The organism is Microbulbifer magnicolonia, assembly GCF_035117725.1.
GTDB classification, from domain to species: domain Bacteria; phylum Pseudomonadota; class Gammaproteobacteria; order Pseudomonadales; family Cellvibrionaceae; genus Microbulbifer; species Microbulbifer magnicolonia.
Genome location: NZ_JAYEFD010000001.1, coordinates 1,253,934 through 1,269,879, shown reverse-complemented (window position 1 = coordinate 1,269,879; position 15,946 = coordinate 1,253,934). Strand labels below are relative to the sequence as shown.

Annotated in this window: 15 protein-coding genes; 6 read left to right on the top strand and 9 right to left on the bottom strand. The window is 60.9% G+C overall.

All coding sequences use genetic code 11. The features are described from left to right. Positions 1-82: 82 nt before the first annotated feature. The 3 genes from RRF64_RS05610 (at position 83) to rluB (ending at position 3,016) form a co-directional block, all read left to right on the top strand. A complete protein-coding gene (locus tag RRF64_RS05610) occupies positions 83-997 on the top strand; it encodes a segregation and condensation protein A (RefSeq protein ID WP_323845600.1) in 915 nt (304 codons plus the stop codon). 70 nt (positions 998-1,067) lie between these two features. After that, positions 1,068-2,153 (top strand): SMC-Scp complex subunit ScpB, encoded by a 1,086-nt coding sequence (scpB, locus tag RRF64_RS05605; RefSeq protein WP_323844837.1) that lies wholly within the window; start codon positions 1,068-1,070, stop codon positions 2,151-2,153. Further along, the gene (rluB, locus tag RRF64_RS05600) at positions 2,150-3,016 is read left to right on the top strand and encodes a 23S rRNA pseudouridine(2605) synthase RluB (RefSeq protein ID WP_323844836.1); all 867 of its coding nucleotides are present in this window, start codon (positions 2,150-2,152) and stop codon (positions 3,014-3,016) included. The genes scpB and rluB overlap by 4 nt, the downstream gene beginning before the upstream one ends. A gap of 69 nt (positions 3,017-3,085) precedes the next feature. Here rluB and RRF64_RS05595 read toward each other — a convergent pair whose 3' ends face one another. The 3 genes from RRF64_RS05595 to RRF64_RS05585 all read right to left on the bottom strand — a co-directional run bounded on the left by RRF64_RS05595 (position 3,086) and on the right by RRF64_RS05585 (position 5,955). Beyond that, on the bottom strand, positions 3,086-3,769 hold the full coding sequence (locus RRF64_RS05595; RefSeq protein WP_323844835.1) for an SRPBCC family protein: 684 nt from the start codon (positions 3,767-3,769) through the stop codon (positions 3,086-3,088). Positions 3,770-3,864: 95 nt separating this feature from the next. Continuing rightward, a complete protein-coding gene (locus tag RRF64_RS05590; RefSeq protein ID WP_323844834.1) occupies positions 3,865-5,238 on the bottom strand; it encodes an ATP-binding protein in 1,374 nt (457 codons plus the stop codon). A gap of 12 nt (positions 5,239-5,250) precedes the next feature. After that, entirely contained in the window at positions 5,251-5,955 is a 705-nt protein-coding gene (locus RRF64_RS05585; protein WP_323844833.1) for a response regulator transcription factor, read from the bottom strand. Between the two features lie 168 nt (positions 5,956-6,123). Between RRF64_RS05585 and RRF64_RS05580 the strand changes: the two genes are divergently transcribed. The 3 genes from RRF64_RS05580 to RRF64_RS05570 all read left to right on the top strand — a co-directional run bounded on the left by RRF64_RS05580 (position 6,124) and on the right by RRF64_RS05570 (position 7,854). Continuing rightward, positions 6,124-6,615 (top strand): Spy/CpxP family protein refolding chaperone, encoded by a 492-nt coding sequence (locus RRF64_RS05580; RefSeq protein WP_323844832.1) that lies wholly within the window; start codon positions 6,124-6,126, stop codon positions 6,613-6,615. A 296-nt stretch (positions 6,616-6,911) separates the two neighbouring features. Then, positions 6,912-7,463 (top strand): flavodoxin, encoded by a 552-nt coding sequence (locus RRF64_RS05575; protein WP_323844831.1) that lies wholly within the window; start codon positions 6,912-6,914, stop codon positions 7,461-7,463. After that, positions 7,456-7,854: a hypothetical protein gene (locus RRF64_RS05570; RefSeq protein WP_323844830.1), complete on the top strand. Its 399-nt coding sequence runs from the start codon at positions 7,456-7,458 to the stop codon at positions 7,852-7,854. The genes RRF64_RS05575 and RRF64_RS05570 overlap by 8 nt, the downstream gene beginning before the upstream one ends. A gap of 98 nt (positions 7,855-7,952) precedes the next feature. Here RRF64_RS05570 and RRF64_RS05565 read toward each other — a convergent pair whose 3' ends face one another. The 6 genes from RRF64_RS05565 to nth all read right to left on the bottom strand — a co-directional run bounded on the left by RRF64_RS05565 (position 7,953) and on the right by nth (position 15,912). After that, positions 7,953-10,025: a S9 family peptidase gene (locus RRF64_RS05565; protein WP_323844829.1), complete on the bottom strand. Its 2,073-nt coding sequence runs from the start codon at positions 10,023-10,025 to the stop codon at positions 7,953-7,955. A 148-nt stretch (positions 10,026-10,173) separates the two neighbouring features. Continuing rightward, complete coding sequence (locus tag RRF64_RS05560) at positions 10,174-12,069, bottom strand: alpha/beta hydrolase family protein (RefSeq protein ID WP_323844828.1); 1,896 nt, start codon at positions 12,067-12,069, stop codon at positions 10,174-10,176. A 162-nt stretch (positions 12,070-12,231) separates the two neighbouring features. After that, positions 12,232-13,365 carry a succinyl-diaminopimelate desuccinylase gene (gene dapE, locus RRF64_RS05555; protein WP_323844827.1) on the bottom strand — a complete coding sequence of 378 codons (1,134 nt, stop codon included), beginning with the start codon at positions 13,363-13,365 and terminating at the stop codon, positions 12,232-12,234. A 405-nt stretch (positions 13,366-13,770) separates the two neighbouring features. Next, the gene (gene dapD, locus RRF64_RS05550) at positions 13,771-14,802 is read right to left on the bottom strand and encodes a 2,3,4,5-tetrahydropyridine-2,6-dicarboxylate N-succinyltransferase (RefSeq protein ID WP_323844826.1); all 1,032 of its coding nucleotides are present in this window, start codon (positions 14,800-14,802) and stop codon (positions 13,771-13,773) included. A 70-nt stretch (positions 14,803-14,872) separates the two neighbouring features. Beyond that, entirely contained in the window at positions 14,873-15,241 is a 369-nt protein-coding gene (locus RRF64_RS05545) for an ArsC family reductase (RefSeq protein ID WP_323844825.1), read from the bottom strand. Between the two features lie 2 nt (positions 15,242-15,243). Further along, a complete protein-coding gene (gene nth, locus RRF64_RS05540; RefSeq protein WP_323844824.1) occupies positions 15,244-15,912 on the bottom strand; it encodes an endonuclease III in 669 nt (222 codons plus the stop codon). Between the last annotated feature and the right edge of the window lie 34 nt (positions 15,913-15,946).

Genomic DNA, 15,946 nt, shown 5'->3' with positions numbered 1-15,946 from the left:
CGCGCGTTTGCGCTGTTGAGGGTGGGGCAGAGTGTCCAGCGAAGAGTTACTAGCCGAGGTGGAAGAGCAGGTGCTGGCCGAGGTGGCGGCAGCCGATAGCGGCGCCGGGCAACCTGCGGAAGCACCGGCCGGCCCGTCCCCGCGCCAGGGCGAAATGCCCTTCGCCATGGTGCAGGGCCAGGCATACACCGAGCTGCCCTCCGACCTCTATATCCCGCCGGATGCACTGGAAGTCATCCTGGAGGCCTTCGAGGGCCCCCTGGACCTGCTGCTGTACCTGATCCGCCGCCAGAACCTCGACATTCTCGAGATCAATGTCGCCGACATCACCCGCCAGTACATGGCCTATGTGGAGATGATGACGGCGATACGCTTTGAGCTGGCGGCGGAATACCTGGTCATGGCCGCGATGCTGGCCGAGATCAAGTCGCGCATGCTGCTGCCGCGCCCGCCGGAAGCGGAGGAGGAAGAGGGCGAAGACCCGCGCGCGGCACTGATCCGCCGCCTGCAGGAGTACGAGCGCTTCAAGGCCGCCGCGGAGGATATGGACGAAATACCGCGTATGGGTCGCGAGATCCACCAGGCCAGCGCACAGAGTCCGGATCGCAATCTCACCCGTCCCGATCCCGACGTGGACCTGAAAGAAGTGCTGGTGGCCCTGGCCGATGTGCTTCGGCGCGCGGACATGTTCGAGAGCCATCAGGTGGAGCGGGAAAAACTTTCCACCCGCGAGCGCATGACCCAGGTGCTGGACAGGATCCGCCACCGCCAGTTTGTGCCCTTTGTCAGCCTCTTCTCGGTGCAGGAGGGGCGCCTCGGCGTGGTGGTCACCTTCCTCGCGGTGATGGAGCTGGTCAAGGAATCCCTGGTCGAGCTGGTGCAGAACGAGGCCTTTGGCCCGATTCATGTGCGCGCCGCCGGCCAGGAGCCGCGACAGGCCGACGACGGCGAAGACTACGAATACGAAGAGCAGGCGGCCGAGCTGGCGCCGACCTGAGAGCAAGTTTGAGTAATTGGCGCCCCGGGCCTGCGCGGCAGATCCGGGGCAGGTGGATTAGAGTAAAGAAATGACAATCGCTCCGGAATTACTGCGCCGCATCGTTGAGGGCGCACTGTTGGCCGCGGGCCAGCCTCTCTCCGAGGACAAGCTGCTGTCGCTGATCGACGAGGGCGAGCGCCCGGAAAAGTCCGAACTGAAGGAAGTGCTGGATCAGATCGCCGCCAGCTGTGCCGAGCGCGGCTTCGAGCTCAAGCAGGTGGCCAGTGGCTGGCGCTTCCAGGTGCCCGAGGATCTGGCGCCCTGGGTGAACCGCCTGTGGGAGGAAAAGGCGCAAAAGTACTCCCGCGCGATCCTGGAGACACTGGCGATCATCGCCTACCGCCAGCCCATCACCCGCGGCGATATCGAAGAGATCCGCGGCGTGGCGGTGAGCTCGCATATCGTCAAGACCCTGTCCGAGCGCGGCTGGATCAAGGTGGTGGGCCAGCGGGATGTGCCGGGCAAGCCGTCGCTCTACGCGACCACCAAGGAATTCCTCGACTACTTCAATCTGCGCACCCTGGACGACCTGCCGACCCTGGCGGAGATTCGCGATATCGACAGTCTGAACCAGGTTCTGGATCTGGATCAGCGCGGAGGCGATGCACTGGTGCAGGGCGATGACGCAGAAGCCGACTTCGATACCGACACCGATACAGATACCGAGGTGCCGGTGCCGGAAGCCGAGGTTGCCAGCGTAGAGGATGAAGACGCCGCGGTTGCAGAGATCTCGCTGGAAACGGCTGTAGAAGCGCCGCGCGAAGACGAAGTTTCACTGCCGGATGACGCGGACATGGATCCGGAGGCGGCAACCCTGGTCGATTTCAGCGCTGCCGAAAGTGAACAGGGCGCTGAAATCGAACAGCTGGATGTTGCAGAACGCGAAGCAGAGCGAGACGGCACGCTCTTCGCAGAACTGCCGCCGAGTGGCATGTTTGCCGATGGCGACGATTTTGTAGAAAGCACTGAAGTGAGTGCCGAAGTTAGTACCCAAGAGAGTACCGAAGAGGCCCCGGTTGGCGACTTTGCCGCTGCCGATGACGCCGTTTCCGGTGACGCCGATACAGATGGCGAAACCCGGGAAGAACCGCAAGCGGAATACACCACCCCATGAGTGACGGCACTTCGCCCGCGGGCGAAAAACTGCAGAAAGTACTGGCGCGCAGCGGCCTCGGTTCGCGGCGCGAGATGGAACGCGCAATAGAGGCCGGCCGGGTAACCGTGAACGGCGAGGTGGCGGAGCTGGGTGAGCGGGTTTCTGCCGAGGACCGCATCGAGTTTGACGGCCGGCGCCTGCCGGCGACGGAAGAAAACCGCTGCCGGGTGATTCTCTACAACAAGCCGGTGGGCGAGATCTGCTCGCGCCACGATCCCGAGGGGCGGCCCACCGTCTACGACCGGCTGCCGCGCCTGGGCTCCGGACGCTGGATTTCCGTCGGCCGCCTGGATTTCAACACCAGCGGCCTGCTGTTGTTTACCAACAGCGGCGAATTGGCCAACAAACTGATGCACCCGTCGTCGGTGATCGACCGCGAATACCTGGTGCGCATTCAGGGTGAGGTCGACGACGAAATGAAGAAGCGGCTGTTGACCGGCGTACTGCTGGAGGACGGCGCAGCGCGCTTTACCGATATCGTCGAGAGTGGCGGCGAGGGCAAGAACCGCTGGTTCTATTGCGTGGTGATGGAGGGGCGCAACCGCGAAGTGCGGCGTCTGTGGGAGTCCCAGGGGGTGCGCGTCAGCCGCCTGAAGCGGGTGCGCTACGGCAGTGTGTTTATTCCGTCCCATGTGCGCGTCGGTCAGTGGATCGAAATGGAACCGGCAGAAATCGACGATCTCTGTGTGACGGCGGGGCTGCCGAAATTGGGCCAGCGCCCGCTGACCCAGGTGGAAAAGCAAAACCTGCAGCGCCAGCGCCGCAAGCTCCGCAAGTCGCCGGTGCCGGCGGCGCGCCGGAGCAAATCGCAGCCGGACTGACCCGCAACAAAAAAGCCCGCATTTGCGGGCTTTCTTATGTGTGCCGTCGCGGCTTCAGTGGTTCTCCCTTCAGTGGTTCTCCTCTACAGGCTCCTCGCCCTCCTCTTCCAGGCTCTGGTCTTCCATCTCCGAGTCCATACCTTCCGGGTCCGCTTCCATGGCGTCATCCGCGCCCGGCGGCAGCTCGGTATCGGTGCCGTTGTCCATTTCATCCATCGGCTGTGGGGCCGTCGCTTCCGATTCAACCAGGTTCTTCAGTTTGGTGAGTCCCTGCTCGTAGGATTCCCCCACCATTTTTTCCACCAGCAGCCCCATCCAGCGGCCGATGGGGCCGGCGCCCATATCGGTGTTGAATTGCCAGGTGATATTGGTGCCGCTGTCCTGGGGGCGCAGTCGGAACTCTGCGGTGGCATTGCCCTGCTCGCCAAAGTCCAGCGCGGTGCGCACCAGTGAATAGGGTTCGCTGGCGGTAATGGTCTGGCTGCCGCTGCCCACATTGGGATCTTCGCTGGTCCAGCTCATCACGGCGCCGGTGCCTTCTTGCGGGCCTTTGTACTCGTACTGGGTATTCGGATCCAGCTGGTGCCAGGGCGACCAGCTGTTGAAATTGCGGAAGTCGTTAACGTAGGGAAAGACTGCCTCCGGAGGCTTGGCGATATAGACGCTGCGCTCGAGCGTCACCTCCCGCGGGAACATAAATCCGGCGAGTACCAGCAGTGCCAGGAAAATCAGAACGTAGAGTATCCAGCGCATAGCGGGGCCCTTTTGTTATTGGGGAAGGCTCGAACCGCGGCCGTACGGCAATCATCAGTTATCGACAGACAATTATCAATCTCTGCGCTGTGGCATCAATCATTGAGTTCCAGCAGGGGCAAGTGGATTTCGACACAGAGTCCTGCCACCGGTGCGTTGCTGGCGCTGATGGTGCCACCATGATGGAGTATGGTGCGCTGGGCGATGGCGAGACCGAGGCCGAAGCCGCCGCTTTCGCGGGTGCGGGCGCTGTCGGTGCGGTAGAAGGGGCGGAAAATCGCCGCGAGTTCATCTTCGGCGACGCCGCTGCCGGAGTCGATGACGCGCACTCGGCCGCGGCCCGCTTCATCATCGAGAGTGATGGATACCCGACCGCCAACCGGGCTGTACTTTATGGCGTTGCGCAGAATGTTTTCCAGTGCCGCCGTCAGTGAACTGCCGCGGGTGGCGACCAGCAGCTCGCCGCCGCTGCCGGCCACGTCGATGCGCAGCTCCTTTTCCTGGGCCTCGGCCTTCAGGTCTTCCACCAGCGCCGCCATCAGACCGTTGATTTCCACCACGTCGTCCAGCGGTCGCCGATCCTGACCCGCGACCGGCAGGGACAGCACATCGGCAATGATGTCCTCCAGGTAGTCGGCGGCCTTGCCGATCTTGTCCAGCTCCTTGTCGAGCCCCGGCACCTGCTTTTGCCGCGCTATGCCGAGGGCCACCTGCAGCCGCGCCAGCGGTGAGCGCAGCTCGTGGGACACGTCCTTGATCAGCCGGCGCTGTTCCGCCATGGATTCCTGCAGCTGTGCGGTCATGGAATCGAAGTCCCGCGCGAGGTCGGCCAGCTCGTCGCTGCGGCTGTGCAGGCCCGGGGCGACGCGGTAGTCCAGCTCACCGGCGGCGACGCGCCGGGTCGCGGCGCGCAGCTGGTCGAGGGGCCGGCTGAGGTAGCGGGCCAGCCAGTAACAGGCGGCACCGGAGGCGAGCATGGACAGCAGCAGCATCGGCCAGAAATTGCGCCACAGGAAGCGCAGCAACAGCCCCTCCTTGCTGTGGCCGGCAATCAGCAGCACTCGCAGGCTGTCGCCGCCGCGCAGGGGCAGGAAGAAGCCGACGGTGGGCTTCTTGTCCACCAGCATATGGGATTCGCGGTTGCGGTAATTGAGGCTGGCGAACAGCGGCGCCATGCTCTGCGGCAGGTTGCGCCCGAGCAGCTCGCGGCCGTGCTGGTCGATGGCGAACACCTGCTTCTGTACCTTCTTCGGCTGGCGCTCCAGCCAGTGCTGGAAGTGTTCCGGGCCGTGGCGGCGGGTCCGGCGCATATTGTGCACCACCTCGCGGAACAGCGCCGGGCCCTCCATGCGCTCCTCGTGGCGCGGGTCGCCGAATTCACCGAAGTGGGTGATGTAAATTGCCGCCACCACCATCACCACCGCGGTGATCCAGGCGCCAAAGAACATTTTCCAGAAGAGGCTGCGCATAATCGCCCCGGCCTAGCCCTTGCTCTGCGTCAACATATAGCCGGCGCCGCGGATATTGATGATCAGGTCGCGGCTGGCGCCCTGTTCGGCGAGCTTCTTGCGGATATTGCTGACATGCACATCGATGGAGCGGTCGTAGGGCATCAGCTTGCGTCCCAGCGCAGATTCGGTCAGCACCTCCTTGCTCACCACCTCACCGGCGTGCTGCACCAGCACCCTGAGTACCGCAAATTCAGCACCGGTCAGGGAGAGCAGCTGGTTGTTCCAGTAGCCCTGGTGCTCCTGAGGCAGCAGGCGCAGCGGACCGCTGGTCAGGCTGTCGTCTGTCTCTTCTGGCTCCGCGCGCCCGCGGCGCAATACGGCGCGCAGGCGCGCGGCCAGTTCGCGGGGGTTACAGGGTTTCGGCAGATAGTCGTCGGCGCCCATCTCCAGGCCGACGATACGGTCGACGGTGTCCCCCTTGGCGGTGAGCATCAGTACCGGCAGCGAACGGCTGGCCGGTGACGCCTCCTCGCGCAGCTTGCGCAGCAGGTCGAAACCGTTGCGCACCGGCAGCATCACATCCAGCACCAGGGCGTCAAAGTTCTGGCTCTGGGCCAGTTCCAGGCCGCGGCCACCGTCGTTGGCCACGGTGATCTCGAAGCCCTCGCCGGTGAGGAACTCTTGCAGCAGATCGGTCAGTTCTGTGTCGTCGTCGACTAACAGGATACGGCTCATAGGGAACTCTCAATTTGCGTGCAGCCATTATATGCAAAGGCCCGGCGCCGATAACGACCGCCACACCGGCTTTTAACCGTTCTTAACAAATGTTTACCGCGGTTAGCCCCTTTTTACACGGCGCGATCCTACTATGCAGCTACCGACACCAAACAAGAGGAAGCGTCGATGAAAAACTGGAAAGCAATGGCGAGCAGCCTGGTATTGGCTGGCGCACTGGCCGCGCCCGGAATGACTCTGGCCTTCGGTGGCGATAATCACCACGGGGGCCCGCACCACTTCAAGGGACATTTTTTTGAGCAGATGGCCGAGGAACTCGATCTGACCGAGGGCCAGAAGGCGCAGCTCAAGGCCAATCGCGAGGCCAACCGCGAGGCCCGCAAGGCGCAGCGCGAGCAGATGCGGGCACTGCACGAGCAGCTGCGCGAAGCCATTGATTCCGGCGCAGATCAGGCGACCCTCGACAAGCTCGGTGCTGAACTGGGCAAGCTGCAGGTTGCCAAAATGCAGGAAATGCAGCAGCACCGCAAAGAGTTTGAGGCGCTTCTGACCCCCGATCAGAAAGCCAAGCTGGAGCAGTTGAAGGCCGAGCGCGAGGAGCGCTGGAAAGAGCGCCGCCAGAAGCGCGCTGAGCGCCGGCAGGAAGAACAGAAGCCCTAACCCCGTCTCCTGTGCGATCGATCGGGCACCTTTCTACCCCAAGGGCCCGGTAGATTCGTAACCCCTTGCCCCCGCTTGCGGGGGCTTTTTTGCCGGGAGCGCCAGCCCCGGTTCGGCATCTGGGCCAAAGGCCCGCCATGCGCGGGCTCCAGGTTCGCCCCTGCAATTCCAACCTCCAACGCGACCCGCCCGCGAGCACTGCCCCCTCAGCTTGCCGCGCCCCGCCATTGCTGGGAGAATACGCCGCCGCTCGATGGTGAAAGTAGCAGTCTGTTTGCGGGCGAATAGGAGTGATTGTGAGCAAAATCGGCTTGTTTTACGGCAGTGATGAGGGCAATACCGAGGCGGTGGCCTTGCGCATCCGTGCCCGCCTCGGGGAGGAGCGGGTGGACGTCCACGACATCGCCGATGTGACCCAGCTTGAAATCGCCGACTATGAGCAGCTGATCTTCGGGATCCCCACCTGGGACTTCGGCCAGATCCAGTCCGACTGGGAGGAATTCTGGGAGGATGTGCAGGAAATCGACTTCACCGGCAAGACAGTGGCCCTGTTCGGCCTCGGCGACCAGTTTGGCTACGGCGACTACTTCCTCGACGCCATGGGCATGCTGCACGATGTAATCGTGGCCAATGGGGCGACCATCGTCGGCCAGTGGCCCACCGAGGGCTACGAATTTGAAGCATCCAAGGCCGAGATCGAGGGTGAGGGCATGTTTGTCGGCCTCGCCATCGACGAGGATCAGCAGGAAGAGCTGACGGCCGATCGTCTGAATCGCTGGTGCAGGCAAATTGCCGACGAATTCCAATTCGACGGCGGCGCGGACAGCGTGGTAGATCTGGATGACTGATCAGCAGATGAAGAACTCCATCCCGTTCCAGGAATTCTGGCCCTGGCTGACAGAACACCCGAATTGCATTGTGCGCGCCGGCACCACCGATGCGGTCGTCTACGATGACGACGATTATCACTGGCGCTTTGGCGAGGAGGATGTGCGCACGCTGCTCGTGCAGGTGATGCGCGGCAAGCGCCCGGTGGCAGAGCTGTTTATCGAGCCCGAGCATGTGACCTCGGTGCAGATCACCCCCGGCGAGAAGGGTGAATACAATTTTGATCTGGTCGCAGAGGTCCAGGGGCAGCCGCAGGTGGTTTACTACTTTGTACTGACCCATGCCTTTGAAGAGGTGCCGCAGGATGATCACGGTGGCGGTCATAGTGGCGGTCGCGGGCCGCTGCACTAGAAATCAAAGCGAGCGCAGGGCTGTTTGCCCTTGCGCTCCCTGGATCTGACTTCCTGTCCTTTCTTTTACTTCCCCGGCTGAATTTTCAGCGTGAATCTTCAAGTCTTCGCCTTGCGGCCATGCTCAGCCAGCTGCGTGTCTCTTTCTTCAGGCCTGTGCAGATCGAACCAGTAGAGAATTGAAGCAACCTTGGCGATCAACTGACTTGGGCGCGCGGCAATGCCGTGCGAGGCCCCGGGTAGACGAACCATGGCCGTGGGAATCTGCCGCAGTTTCAGCGCCTGGTAGAACTGTTCGGTTTCTGAAATAGGGGTGCGGTAGTCCTGCTCGCCGGTGAGGAGCATGGTGGGGGTGCTGATATTACCCACATAGGTCAGCGGGGAGCGGCGGCGATACTCGTCCGGCTTTTCCCAGGGCATGGCGGAAAACCAGTACTTGGTGAAAAAGCGCGAATAGTCTGCCGTCAGTACAAAGCTCTCCCAGTTAATCACCGGCTTGGCAACCACCGCAGCGCGGAAGCGGTTCGTCTTTCCGACGATCCAGGCGGTCAGTGTTCCGCCGCCGCTGCCGCCAGTCACGTATAACTGATCTTCGTCGATATACCCCTGGTCCACCAGTGCGTCGACGCCGGACATCAAATCGTCGTAATCCTCACTCGGGTAGTTGTGGTGAATCAGGTTGGCAAACTCCTGTCCATAACTGGTGGAACCACGCGGATTGATGTAAAGCACAACGTAGCCAGCGGCTGCGTACAGCTGGATTTCCGCGGCAAATCTCGGCCCGTAATTGGCGAAGGGCCCACCGTGAATTTCCAGTAGCAGGGGATATTTTTCGTCGGGATTGAAGCCGGGCGGATAGGCCACCCAGCCCTGGATCTCGCGGCCGTCGTGGCGGGACTTGAAGTTGATTTCCTCAAGCTGCGCCATATTGCGGAAGGGCAGCAGGTCGCGGTTGAGGCTCGTCAGCTGATCCGGTGTGCCGCTTCTGATTACGGCCAGCTCCGCAGGGTGCAGGCCGTTGGTACGGGTATAGGTGACAGTGCCGTTGCGGGATACATCGAAATCCGCCCCGTCATAGGGCCGGCCCAGCGACAGTCCTCCGGCATCGGCGGCCAGCGTTTTTTCACTGCCGCCGAGACGTTTGATCGCGACCTTGGTGCTGCCGTGGTCGTCATAGGTGTAGGCGATGCTTTTGCTGTCCGCCAGCCACTTGAACTGGCTGACACTGCGATCCTCAACGGTATCAACCAGAGTGGTCTCACCGCTCTCCAGGTCGAGCAGGTGCAGTCGGACATTTTGGTAGCCGAGATGTTTGTCGTCGAAACCCAGATATGCGAGAGACTCGCCGTTGGGTGCCAGTTGCGGCTCAAAATCCGGCCCGAAGCGGGAGGTGACCTGGGTAATTTCACGGCTACTCAGCTCGACGGAGTAAATTTCCGAATTGCCCGGCTCCAGTTCGTGGTCCGCGTGGCGGTTGGCGGAGAAGTAAATCGCACTGCCATCGCGATTCCAGCTGAGTGTGCCGGAGTGGTCGAATTCACCGTTGGTGAGCTGCCTTGGGGTACCACCGTCGCGGGACATGACGAATATTTGTGTGTGGCCCTGTTTGAGATAGCCGCGCCCATCGGCCCGATAGGTCGCTCGATCGATAAACACGGGCCCCTCAGCCCATTCTGCCCCTTCCGGTTTGCCCGGTAATTTCACCGGCAGCGGCTTTTCCTCCGGCACAAACATCGAGAAGGCGAGACTGGAGCCGTCAGGTGACCACTCCAGGCTGGCCGGTGGTTTTGGCAGGTGGGATATTTGCAGGAACTGGCCGTTGTCCAGCCACAGCAGATGAATTTGTGCGGAGCCGCTGCGGTCACTCACAAAAGCCAGAACTTTGCCATCCGGTGACAGGCGTGGCGAGCGGTCGCTGAAATTGCCGGAGGTCAAAGGCCGGTTGTTGTCGCCATCGCTATCTATGCGCCACAGGTTTGAACGTCCTTGGTCCGCCATTTTGTCCATAAAATTGCGGACATAAAAAATCGTATCTCCATCGCGGCTGAACTGAGGATCGTCCGCGTATTCCAGGCTGAATACGTCATCGTAATCGAATTTTGGTGTTTCCGTTGTGGCAAACGCGGACGCGCTCAGCAGGAGTGCGGAGAATATTCGCAGAAAATGATACATGGGTTCGGCCCCCCTTGTTTTTTCAGGGGTCGAGAATAACCAAATTGCGCTCCGGATAACAATGACGGCTTCCGGCGGAGAAGATTTTTTTCCCGCTGGAACTGAAATGGCGCCATTTGAGGCCGACTGTCGCGGGCCGGCCCTCTTTCTATTTGCCCGTACGCCTTTCCGCCGCGCCTACGCCGATATGCTGATCGAGAAACCCGAGTAATTCTGTGTACAGGCGCAGGTTATTTGCCTCGCTGTAAAAGCCGTGCCCCTCGTTTGCCACTATCAGGGTTTTGACCCGCTTGCTGTCTCGCTCCAGCTGTTCCAGCAGCGCCTCTGCGTGTTCTACCGGTACCCGCTCGTCCTGTTCGCCGTGAACAATGAATAGTGGCAGGTCGAGTTTATCGGTGTTGTGCAGCGGTGAGTTCGCACGCAGGAACTTCTCGTCCTCGCTCAGCTCGCGCTGGAGATAGGAGATTCCGCGGTCGCGGCGCTGGATGTCGCCTTTCTCGTACATCATCTGCAGGTCATAGACGCCCACATAGCCGATGGCGCACTGATACAGGTCTGGATAGCGAATGGGGTTCATCAATGCTGAATAGCCGCCAAAACTGCCACCGAAAATACAGATGCGCTCGCGATCCGCGTATCCCTTTTCAATAGCCCAGTTGGCGGCGTCGGCGATATCCCGCTGAATGTTCCGACCCCACTGGCGCCGGCCGGCGGTGAAGAAATGATCGCCGTAACCGGTAGAACCGCGGAAATTGACCTGCAGCACCAGGTAGCCATGCTGGGACAGGATCTGTGCCTGACGGTCGTACCCCCAATAGTCGCGCGAGTGGGGGCCGCCGTGGGGCACTACCACCATTGGCAGCTGTTCCGTCATATTCCTGGGGAAAGTGAGGTAGACACCGATACGCAGCCCATCCGCGCTAGTGAACGATTCGGCGCGCATGGGGTTGAGCTTTTTCGGGTCCAGCCATTCGGAGGAAGACAATATGAAGTCCACCTTTCTGGACTTCATATCAACCAGGAAGTAGTCGCCGGGCAGACGGTCCCCGTGGACCTTCAAGATTCCTTTGGCCCCGTCTTCGGTAAAACTGGTAAAAGAAATACGGTAGCCGTCAAAGGCCTCTTTCAATCCGCGGAAAAAAGGCGCAAAGCCGTCACCCTCATCGAAAAAATATTCTTCCGGGTAATCGGGATGCAGGTAAACGCCCAGTGGTTTATCGGTCACGGGGTGGTGAATAATGCCACTGATGTCGGTTAATTCGTGCTCGAACATCGGTTTGTATTGGCTGCCGTCGGGGTGTAATTTGACAAGTTGCTCCGTCTGCCCCTTCCGGTCCAGTACGAGATAGACCTCGCCGGATTGCGAGTCAAATCCAACCGGCGTGCCGCGCTGCAGCATCGGGTCCTCGATCCGGCTCCAGCCCACCTTGTCTTTCCGGAAGAGCTGATAATCGTCGTTGCGGTCGGTGCCATTGGCAAACAACAGGTTGCCGTTTCCGTCCGTAAACGCGCGGCCCCCAACCTGGGGCAGGCCGGTAACCCTGTCCCTGACACCGGTGTAGATATCGATACGGTAGACTTCGCCGCGGCTCTCCCAGTCCCGCGCCCAGGGATAGGTGGAAACCATTATCTCATTGTCGTTGCCTGGCAGAGTGTCGATCAGGATGGCATGGGCGTAGGTACTTTCCGCTTTCTTTATTCTCGATCCCGTCTGCCGTTCGCCCGCAGCCCAACCGAATATATTCTTTCCCCTGGAACCGTCGTAATCGATGGCGAAAAGGGAGCCGTAATTGACTGGCGCATCCAGAGCGGCTTTGCGGGAGATGATCTCGGCCACCACGCGCTCGTCGTTAACCCAGTAAAAATCGCCGACTTCCTCTTTGCCGCGAAAGCGCAGGTGCCCGGTGATTTTCAGGGGCTTCAGGGACATGAAGACCAGCATGTGTTCTCCCTCGTACAGCTGGCGCACAGCGAGGTGTGTGCCCTTTGGGGAAATTTTCACCTGCTGGATATCGGCGTGTTTGATCAGGTCCTGCAGTGGCACCGGACTGTTGCAGGTGGCTGCGGGAGAAAAAAGAAAAAACGGGAATGCGAGAAGGAATACTCGAATGTAATGCATCAATCGTCCCTGTTTTGGTTGTTTTCCATATTATGGAAAAGCGCATTCGCCGGGACAAGCGAATGCGCTTACAGCGGATTACAGCAATTACACGAGCAGCCTTGCGAGTATCTCTCTGTACATATCCTTCAGGCTGTCCAGGTCCACCGCCTTCACGCACTCGTCCACCTTGTGAATCGTTGCGTTCACCGGGCCCAGCTCTACGACCTGAGCGCCGGTGGGGGCGATAAAGCGGCCGTCCGATGTGCCGCCGGCGGTGGAGAGCTGCGTGGCTTCGCCGGTCACTGAGCGGATCGCCGCCTGCGCGGCCTCAACCAGCGGGCCTGCCGCGGTCAGGAACGGCTGGCCGGAAAGCTTGAAGTCGGCCTGGTATTTGAGGGCGTGTTTGTCGAGGATTTTGCGCGCGCGCTCTTCCAGCAGTTCCGCGGTGGTTTCGGTGGAGAAGCGCCAGTTGCACACCACCCTCACGTCCCCGGGAATCACGTTGGTCGCGCCGGTGCCACCGTTGATGTTGGATACCTGAAAACTGGTAGCCGGAAAAAAATCGTTGCCCTGATCCCACTCTTCGGCGGCCAACTCGGCCAGCGCCGGTGCCAGTTTGTGGATCGGGTTTTCCGCCAGGTGCGGGTAGGCCACATGGCCCTGCACGCCGAAGATGGTGAGTTCGAGGCCGAGGGAGCCGCGGCGGCCGTTCTTGATCACGTCGCCGACCCGCTCGGTACTGGAGGGCTCGCCCACCAGGCAGCAATCAATTTTCTCGCCCTGTTCCTCCAGCCATTCAACCACCTTGACAGTGCCGTTGTGGGCCGGGCCCTCCTCGTCGCTCGTGATCAGGAAGGCGATGCGCCCCGAGTGGTCTGGGTGCTTTTCTACAAATTCTTCGCAAGCCACCACCATGGCGGCCAGCGAACCCTTCATATCGGCCGCGCCACGGCCGTACAGGTAGCCATCTTCGATCACCGGCTCGAAGGGCGGGTGCTGCCAGTTTTCCTCAGGACCGGTGGGAACGATATCGGTGTGGCCGGCAAAAGCGAACAGCGGGCCTTTCGCCTGGCCGTTGCGCACGGCCCAGAAGTTGTCGGTGTCGCCGCGGCGCAGCCAGGTAGTCTCGAAGCCGATTTTTTCGAGGCGCTCGATCATCAGCGGCATGCAGCCGGCGTCTTCCGGGGTGACGGATCTTAGGCGGATCAGGTCGCTGGCCAATTGTACTGTGGGGGTCATTTGGATAATTCCTTATGTGCCAGTAGCGTATCTTATGATTGGAGCTCCGTAGCGGGTTTTGGGGCGGCGCTGTTACCGGTATTCGTTTGCGGGACACGCCGTGAACCCATCCCTAGGGGCTTGTCTGCGAGGTCCCTCTCGCAGACAGTCCCGCAAACGAATCCCGGTAGCATCGCCTTCGCATTGAAATTTCGAGTTCAATCGGCCCTTCGCAAAGAAAAGCTGGAAGAACTGCGGGGTTAAATGAGAAAGTCCTGGTGCCGGTGGCCCTTTGCGGGACTGTCGGCCGGAGGGACCCGGCCGACAAGCCTACAGGGACGTATTCACGGCGTGTCCCGCAAAGGGCCACCGGTAGCAGGACCGCTCCACAATCCGCTACGGAGTTTCCAAAAGATGCTCCGACGGTCAGTTACTGTGCAAAGCGGCGTTCAGCTCAACTGCACTCTTATTGGTCAAACACTCCACCGCACCACTGGTGGAATTGCGGCGGAACAGCAGGTCGGACTTGCCGGCCAGGTCGCGCGCCTTAACGTGTTCGACCAATTTGCCGCTGTCGTCCAGCAGCGCCACTTTGGTGCCAGCGGTGACATAAAGACCGGATTCCACGGTGCAGCGGTCGCCCAGCGGGATACCTATGCCGGCGTTGGCGCCGAGCAGGCAGTTGTCGCCGACGGAGATGACGATGTTGCCGCCTCCGGACAGGGTGCCCATGGTGGAGCTGCCGCCACCCAGATCGGAGCCGGCGCCGACGAAGACGCCCGCGGAGATACGGCCCTCGATCATGCCCGGGCCCTCTGTGCCGGCGTTAAAGTTGACGAAGCCCTCGTGCATGATGGTGGTGCCTTCACCCAGGTAGGCGCCGAGGCGCACCCGCGCGGTGTGGGCGATGCGCACTCCGGCGGGCACGACGTAGTTGGTCATCTTCGGGAACTTGTCCACGCAGGCTACTTCCAAATGCTCGCCCTTGAGTCGCGCCTCCAGCTGGCGCTGCGGCAGTTCCTCGAGATCGATGGCACCCTGGTTGGTCCAGGCGACGTTGACCAGCTTGCCGAAGATGCCGTCGAGATTGGTCTGGTGCGGTTTCACCAGGCGGTGGGAGAGCAGGTGCAGCTTTAGGTAGGCCTCTGGCACGGATTGCGGTGCCTCGTCGCTGGTAAGCACCACGGCCACCAGGGGGCGCTGGCTGCTGGCGAACTGCCTGAGGATATCCGCCTGATCATTCGCGCCCGCACCGGCGAGCTTGTCCGCCAGCGGCTGCAGTTGCGCCGGGTCCAGTGCCAGGCTGTGATTGCCCCCGTCGATCTTCAGAGTTTCTTTAACGGCTGCGGCTACGTCCGCGCTCGGTTTGAACAGCGGCTGCGGGTAGTAGACTTCCAGCCATTCGCCGTTGCTGTTGCAGGTGCCGACACCGAAACCAATGCTGTAAATTTCACTCATCTGTCTTAACTCCTTATTCGATAGGGACTGCGCCGAACTAGCCGAACCAACTAATAGGGGCGCTGCATTCTTACTTGTTGAATTCTGCGAACTCGGCTTCCCTGAAGCCAAAGCGTATTTTGCCGCCGGCGACGGTGACCGGGCGCTTGATCAGGGTGGGAGTTTCGCTGGCGACGGTCAGCGCGGCTTTGTCGTCCATGGTGTTCTTCTGTTCGTCGCTGAGTGCGCGCCAGCTGGTGGAGCGGCGGTTCAGCACATCCTGCCAGCCGAAGTTTTTCAGCCAGTCCGCGAGGGGTACAGATTCCATGCCGTCCTCGCGGAAATCGTGGAAGTGATAGTCGATCCCGTTGTTCTCCAGCCACTTGCGGGCTTTCTTGACGGTGTCGCAGTTCTTGATGCCGTAGAGGGTAATAGAGGGAACAATCGAGGAATCAGTCACAATCAGGCCTTCTTGGTTTTCTTCGGATTCTTGCGGTTCGGGTAGCAGGTGGTGCAGATTTCGCACACGGTGCCGTCACAGCCGCGCGCACTGCAGTACTCGCGGCCGTAGAAAATAATCTGCAAATGCAGCTTGTTCCATTTGTCGCGCGGGAACAGGCGTTTGAGATCCTTTTCCGTCTGCGTCACGTTTTTGCCGCTGGTCAGCCCCCAGCGCTGTGCCAGTCGGTGGATGTGGGTGTCCACCGGGAAGGCCGGGTGGCCGAACGCCTGCGCCATGACCACGCTGGCGGTCTTGTGGCCGACACCGGGCAGTGTCTCCAGCGCGGCCATGTTCTCCGGCACCTTGCCGTGGTATTCGTTGACCAGTATCTGTGACAGCTTGCTGACCGCCTTGGATTTCTGCGGCGACAGGCCGCACGGGCGGATCACTGCCTGGATTTTCTCCACCGGTACCCTGGCCATGTCCTGCGGATTGTCCGCCAGCTGCCACAGCGCCGGGGTGACCTGGTTGACACGCTCGTCGGTGCACTGGGCGGAGAGCAGCACGGCGACCAGCAGCGTGTAGGGGTCTTTGTGGTCGAGTGGTACCGGGGTTTCCGGATAGAGGTCCTCCAGTTTCTGCAGGATGAATTCTACCCGCTCCTTTTTGAGTAGGTTTTTTGCTGACATTTTTCGTGACTTGTTCTGATATCGCTAATTCACG

Excerpts from the sequence above, each read along its gene's own strand:
- scpB (WP_323844837.1), top strand. The coding sequence starts at position 1,068 with ATGACAATCGCTCCGGAATTACTGCGCCGCATCGTTGAGGGCGCACTG.
- rluB (WP_323844836.1), top strand. The coding sequence starts at position 2,150 with ATGAGTGACGGCACTTCGCCCGCGGGCGAAAAACTGCAGAAAGTACTG.
- RRF64_RS05595 (WP_323844835.1), bottom strand. The coding sequence starts at position 3,769 with ATGCGCTGGATACTCTACGTTCTGATTTTCCTGGCACTGCTGGTACTC.
- RRF64_RS05590 (WP_323844834.1), bottom strand. The coding sequence starts at position 5,238 with ATGCGCAGCCTCTTCTGGAAAATGTTCTTTGGCGCCTGGATCACCGCG.
- RRF64_RS05585 (WP_323844833.1), bottom strand. The coding sequence starts at position 5,955 with ATGAGCCGTATCCTGTTAGTCGACGACGACACAGAACTGACCGATCTG.
- RRF64_RS05580 (WP_323844832.1), top strand. The coding sequence starts at position 6,124 with ATGAAAAACTGGAAAGCAATGGCGAGCAGCCTGGTATTGGCTGGCGCA.
- RRF64_RS05570 (WP_323844830.1), top strand. The coding sequence starts at position 7,456 with ATGACTGATCAGCAGATGAAGAACTCCATCCCGTTCCAGGAATTCTGG.
- RRF64_RS05565 (WP_323844829.1), bottom strand. The coding sequence starts at position 10,025 with ATGTATCATTTTCTGCGAATATTCTCCGCACTCCTGCTGAGCGCGTCC.
- dapE (WP_323844827.1), bottom strand. The coding sequence starts at position 13,365 with ATGACCCCCACAGTACAATTGGCCAGCGACCTGATCCGCCTAAGATCC.
- dapD (WP_323844826.1), bottom strand. The coding sequence starts at position 14,802 with ATGAGTGAAATTTACAGCATTGGTTTCGGTGTCGGCACCTGCAACAGC.
- nth (WP_323844824.1), bottom strand. The coding sequence starts at position 15,912 with ATGTCAGCAAAAAACCTACTCAAAAAGGAGCGGGTAGAATTCATCCTG.